Raw genomic sequence first — 5,010 nt, 5'->3', positions numbered from 1 at the left:
AAAAACCACTCTGTGCCTTTGTGCCTGTTCACTCAATCACTAAAAAAACCACTCTATGCCTTTGTGCCTGTTCACTTATTCACTAAAAAAACCACTCTGTGCCTTTGTGCCCGTTCCCTATGCCACTTAAAAAAACACTCTGTGCCTTTGCACCTATTCCCTTTCCTCCTCCTAAACCGCTTTCATGCTTAAGGCAATACGCTTGCGAGCAATATCTACCTCTACCACTCTTACTTGCACTTGTTGTTGTAATTTTACCACCTGATTTGGATCTGAAACATATTGGTTGGCTAGTTGCGAAATATGAACTAATCCATCTTGTTTTACACCCACATCCACAAAACATCCAAAGGCAGTAATGTTAGTAACGATACCCGGCAAAACCATTCCTTCATATAAATCCTCAATTGTTTTTACGTTGGCATCAAACTCAAAGGCAGTGAGTTGCTCACGAGGGTCACGTGAGGGTTTTTCCAACTCTTTCAAAATATCTTGAAGGGTGAGCAAACCTGTATTTTCGCTGATATATTGTTGCAAATTGAGTTTTTTACGAAGCTCAGCACTTGTCATCAAATCTTTTACAGTACATTTCAAATCCTTCGCCATACGCTCTACAACCTGATAACTCTCAGGGTGAACTGCTGAATTATCCAGAGGGTTATCTGACTGAGGAATTCTCAAGAAGCCAGCACATTGTTCAAATGCCTTATCGCCCAAACGAGGTACTTTTTTGATTTGCGCTCTTGATTTAAAATCTCCATTTTCCTTACGAAACTTAACAATATTAGCCGCCAAACTTGGTCCTAAACCAGCCACGTAGCTCAACAAATGTTTCGAAGCGGTATTGATGTTTACCCCAACTGTATTTACACAACTTTCTACAACCGAATCCAATGAATTCTTTAGTAATGGCTGGTCTACATCATGCTGGTATTGACCCACACCAATAGATTTAGGGTCGATTTTTACTAATTCTGCCAATGGGTCGAGCAAGCGGCGACCAATGGAAACAGCCCCACGAACTGTCACATCTTTATCAGGAAACTCTTCACGAGCTACTTCTGAGGCTGAATAAATAGAAGCACCTTGCTCCGAAACCATAAAGATTTGTGGTGGCGTAGTAAAAGTTAACTTTTTGACAAAAGCCTCCGTTTCGCGACCAGCAGTTCCGTTTCCGATGGCAATTGCTTCGATTTTATGTTTTTCTACTAAAGACAACACCGTATGTTGCGATTCAATTGTTTTGTCAAAAGGATAAATCACGGTATCTGCGATCAAATTCCCTTGCGCATCCAATACAACCACCTTACAACCCGTACGATATCCAGGGTCAATGGCTAAAGTACGTTTTTGTCCAAGTGGTGATGCCAATAATAGTTGACGAAGATTTTGAGCAAAAATTCTGATGGCTTCAGTATCAGCTTTTTCCTTAGACAAATTAGAAAATTCATTTTCGATAGATGGCTTCATCAATCGTTTGTATGAATCGGTAATGGCATCTTCCACCTGTTTTTTAGGTTCAGACATACCACGCAAGAATATGCGGTCGAGAGCGCCCAAAGCATTATCCTCATCTGGCGAAATAGAAACCGACAAAATTCCTTCTTCCTCACCACGACGAATGGCGAGTAAGCGATGCGAAGGTACTTTTTTGAGAGGTTCGCTAAAATCGTAATAGTCTTTGTATTTAATACCCTCCTCCTCTTTTCCTTTTTTTACTTTTGAAGAAATATAAGCTTCACGTTCAAACACCTTACGCACTGCATTACGAGCGTCCACGTTTTCGTTGATCCACTCAGCCATAATGTCACGTGCTCCCTGAAGTGCTTCGTCCACCGAGGCCACTTTATCGTTCAAATAGCTTTCAGCTTTTTGAAGAAAATTATTATCTTTTTGTTCAAAAATCAATTTTGCCAAAGGCTCAAGTCCTTTTTCTATAGCGATACTCGCACGAGTTTTACGTTTTTGTTTATACGGTAAATAAAGGTCTTCTAATTCCTGAAGTTGATAAGCGTTATTGAGCTTATTCATTAATTCAGGAGTCATTTTTCCTTGCTCCTCAATAGCTTTGATAATAGCCTCGCGACGCTTGTCGGCTTCTTTTAATTTATTCCAAAGGTCTTTTATATCTAGAATTTGTACTTCGTCGAGGCTGCCAGTTGCTTCTTTACGATATCGAGCTATAAACGGTACGGTTCCGCCTTCTTCTAATAATTTGATGGTATTTTGTACTTGGTTGGCTCTTACGCCAATCGCATTGGTAATGATGCCAATTTGAGTTGTATTCATGATTTTTAGGTTTTGACTAACCACAAAGCTAAGCATTCTTTTGGATTTTAACCAAGGGACGATACGGCTTTTCTCCGAATAAGAAAAACTCTTAGAAATTGTACAGCCAGTGAGTGGTAATTTGACCACTTACTCAATTAGTATAACAAAGAAGCGTTTTTTCGAAAGCAATCTAAAAATATCTTTCCTAAAAATTTGTAAATTGTGGTAGTTATGAATTATAGCTGGATGATGAGTTCTGAATTGAGAATCTAAAATTTCACCAATCAATTCTTTGTACTTACAACTATTTCATTTTAATTCTGTACGAATACTTATTCAATTTTCGAACCCGCTTATTATTATTAACTTCACTTTAATAGTTCGTCATGACAGCCTACAAAATCTTCAGAGTTTCGACCTGGTGGTCGACTACGGCACTTATGCGTCGTACAGAAAATACATTGAGTATTATAGAAGAACAGGGACATGAAATCGTCACCGTTGCTTTCGGTGTAGATATCTTGATGCGCCCTACTGCTTTTATAACAATTCGTATTAAAGCTTAAATCATTGGAGCAACTGCGCAAAATTAATTTTGAGTTTTCAGGAATTAGGCTGTAGGCTAAAAAGAAAAAGGTGTTTTATATGAAATTATAAAGACTTTTTAGCTAAAGCCTACAGTTTTAAGCCCAAATCCCAACACTTAAATACTATTTTGCACTCATAAGAAGGAAAACGTTATGAGTCAATAATCTGATTACTGGACAAAATTAAGTTCTCTAGTTCAAGACTTGGTCTTGGACTCATTTTTTAACAGTTTAAAACTGTTTTTTAAAAAAATCATTGAAAAGGCTATATACCTGAATCTCACTTTCTTGTTTTGTCCAATCTTCTGCTCATACCTATAGACACCCTGTATTGTAAGCCTTTTGTATAAACAAGTTGACGGGATTAATTTCAAAAGCAATAAATCTCATTGTTTTTTCGGATTCATTTTTTTAGATTTACCGCTCTTAAAAAAACAATAATTTATCTTTTGAAAAGACTAATTTCTATATTTCTAGCAGTATTACTCTTTTACAATATGGTGGGTTTTAGCCTTCTATATTGTTGGGAGGAATATGGAATAACGAATACGCAAAAGATAAACATCGGAGAACCAGCTGATTATTATTGGATTAAGCAACCTTTGCAACTACCCTATCAAAATAACTGGTCTGAGAGCCGCCCCGTCGAAGGAAAAATTAAACATGGCGAAAATCACTATAATTTGGTAGAACAACGCTATCAAAATGACACTTTATATACCCTATGTAAGCTCGACAACAACGCCCGTTTTAGATTTATGGAGCTGGCAGAACATATCACCGACCATGTAAAAGATCACTCTTCGCACCTACCTTTTGGAAAAAGTAGTCATTTTTTAAAGAATTTATTGAAGGAATATGCCTCCATTGAACGTTATACAATTTTGTATATTTTGGAGTGGTCAAGCCCTGCCATGCGCATTTTTCACCAATATCACTTATCAGAAGGTTATTTCAACAACACCTCTCCCCCTCCTGCCGTAGTTTGTTAATATTTACGTAGTAATCGTGTCTTGGTATATCTATCAAGCCCAATGACCATATCCTTATGTCGATAATTAACCCAGCTTGAGCAATACAAGCCCAAAAAACTATAGCCATGAATTTATCCAATACAAATACCCAACACACTAGCGTACAATGGTTTAATAGAATTTCTTTATTTGTTGTTTTCTTTTGGTTTGGCGCTTTGAAGGTAGTAGGTATATCGCCAGCCGAGCAAATTGTTAGTCAGCTGCATGCTTTAACACTTGCAAAATTTATTTCTATTGGCAATTTTTTACCATTTCTGGGATATTTAGAATGTTTTATCGGAATTATCTGGTTAGTACCCCGACTAACCAAATTGGCATTTTTCTTATTTTGCTGTCAAATGGCAACTACCTTTTTACCCTTACTACTCATGCCTAACGAAACATGGCAATCGGTATTTGCACTCAGCTTGCCAGGACAATACATTATCAAAAATGTGGTTTTGATAGCCTCAGCTTATACGATTTATCAAGCTGAGGATGTACAAGTAAAATCTTGTTGATTAAGAATAGTAGAATTTGGAATAAGATGAGAAGGAATAAGACTCTACGTTGTTAAAGTCTTATTCCTTCAAAGATATTTGACCTTCTAATTTTCTTAATCCCAAAAAGGTTTTCTTTAGATATATAGAAGGTAGTTTGGCAAAATAAATTTATTGGGACTATGGCTTTCAGCCATAGGACATTCAACAAGAATATAGCTCTAGTTATTAAAACAAATGTGAAAGCTTGTGCTTCTCTGTTGCCTAAAGTCGGCAAATGAAATCTTATTTTGCCTACCAACTTAACATCCAAACTAGCTGTAAAAAAACAAATCCGATTAGTTCAATTCGGAGTATACGACAAATAAGTTCTTAGCATTACGTAACTTCACCCCCCGATTTTTCCGTGGAGTAAATAGAGTGAGTACAAAAATTTTCCAAGAAAATAAATTAGATTCGGACGTATATGATAATTAGTATAAGTAGCAGGAAAGATTAAATTAACATTATCTTAAAAATAACAATTGACTATAACCTTATGATTATGATTGCATTACAATAACTGATATACTGTTCACCTGATTACTAATAACGTCTTTTTACTTAGATTACAAAAACTTTAAAAGATAAAAATACCAA

4 protein-coding genes are annotated in these 5,010 nt (G+C 36.4%); 3 read left to right on the top strand and 1 reads right to left on the bottom strand.

The genetic code is table 11. The features are described 5' to 3' along the window. Positions 1 to 171 precede the first annotated feature (171 nt). On the bottom strand, positions 172 to 2,289 hold the full coding sequence (locus ACOVQ4_RS03840) for a Tex family protein (RefSeq protein ID WP_421819334.1): 2,118 nt from the start codon (positions 2,287 to 2,289) through the stop codon (positions 172 to 174). Positions 2,290 to 2,657: 368 nt separating this feature from the next. Between ACOVQ4_RS03840 and ACOVQ4_RS03835 the strand changes: the two genes are divergently transcribed. From ACOVQ4_RS03835 to ACOVQ4_RS03825, 3 genes are all read left to right on the top strand, one after another. Next, positions 2,658 to 2,837 (top strand): hypothetical protein, encoded by a 180-nt coding sequence (locus ACOVQ4_RS03835; RefSeq protein WP_421819333.1) that lies wholly within the window; start codon positions 2,658 to 2,660, stop codon positions 2,835 to 2,837. A gap of 470 nt (positions 2,838 to 3,307) precedes the next feature. Beyond that, a complete protein-coding gene (locus ACOVQ4_RS03830; protein WP_421819332.1) occupies positions 3,308 to 3,850 on the top strand; it encodes a hypothetical protein in 543 nt (180 codons plus the stop codon). A 107-nt stretch (positions 3,851 to 3,957) separates the two neighbouring features. Next, entirely contained in the window at positions 3,958 to 4,392 is a 435-nt protein-coding gene (locus ACOVQ4_RS03825) for a hypothetical protein (protein ID WP_421819331.1), read from the top strand. Positions 4,393 to 5,010: the final 618 nt, after the last annotated feature.

The organism is Flectobacillus sp., assembly GCF_049240685.1.
In the GTDB taxonomy this organism is placed as follows: Bacteria; Bacteroidota; Bacteroidia; order Cytophagales; family Spirosomataceae; genus Flectobacillus.
This window is presented reverse-complemented; position numbering and strand designations above follow the sequence as displayed.

Excerpts from the sequence above, each read along its gene's own strand:
- ACOVQ4_RS03840 (WP_421819334.1), bottom strand. The coding sequence starts at position 2,289 with ATGAATACAACTCAAATTGGCATCATTACCAATGCGATTGGCGTAAGA.
- ACOVQ4_RS03835 (WP_421819333.1), top strand. The coding sequence starts at position 2,658 with ATGACAGCCTACAAAATCTTCAGAGTTTCGACCTGGTGGTCGACTACG.
- ACOVQ4_RS03825 (WP_421819331.1), top strand. The coding sequence starts at position 3,958 with ATGAATTTATCCAATACAAATACCCAACACACTAGCGTACAATGGTTT.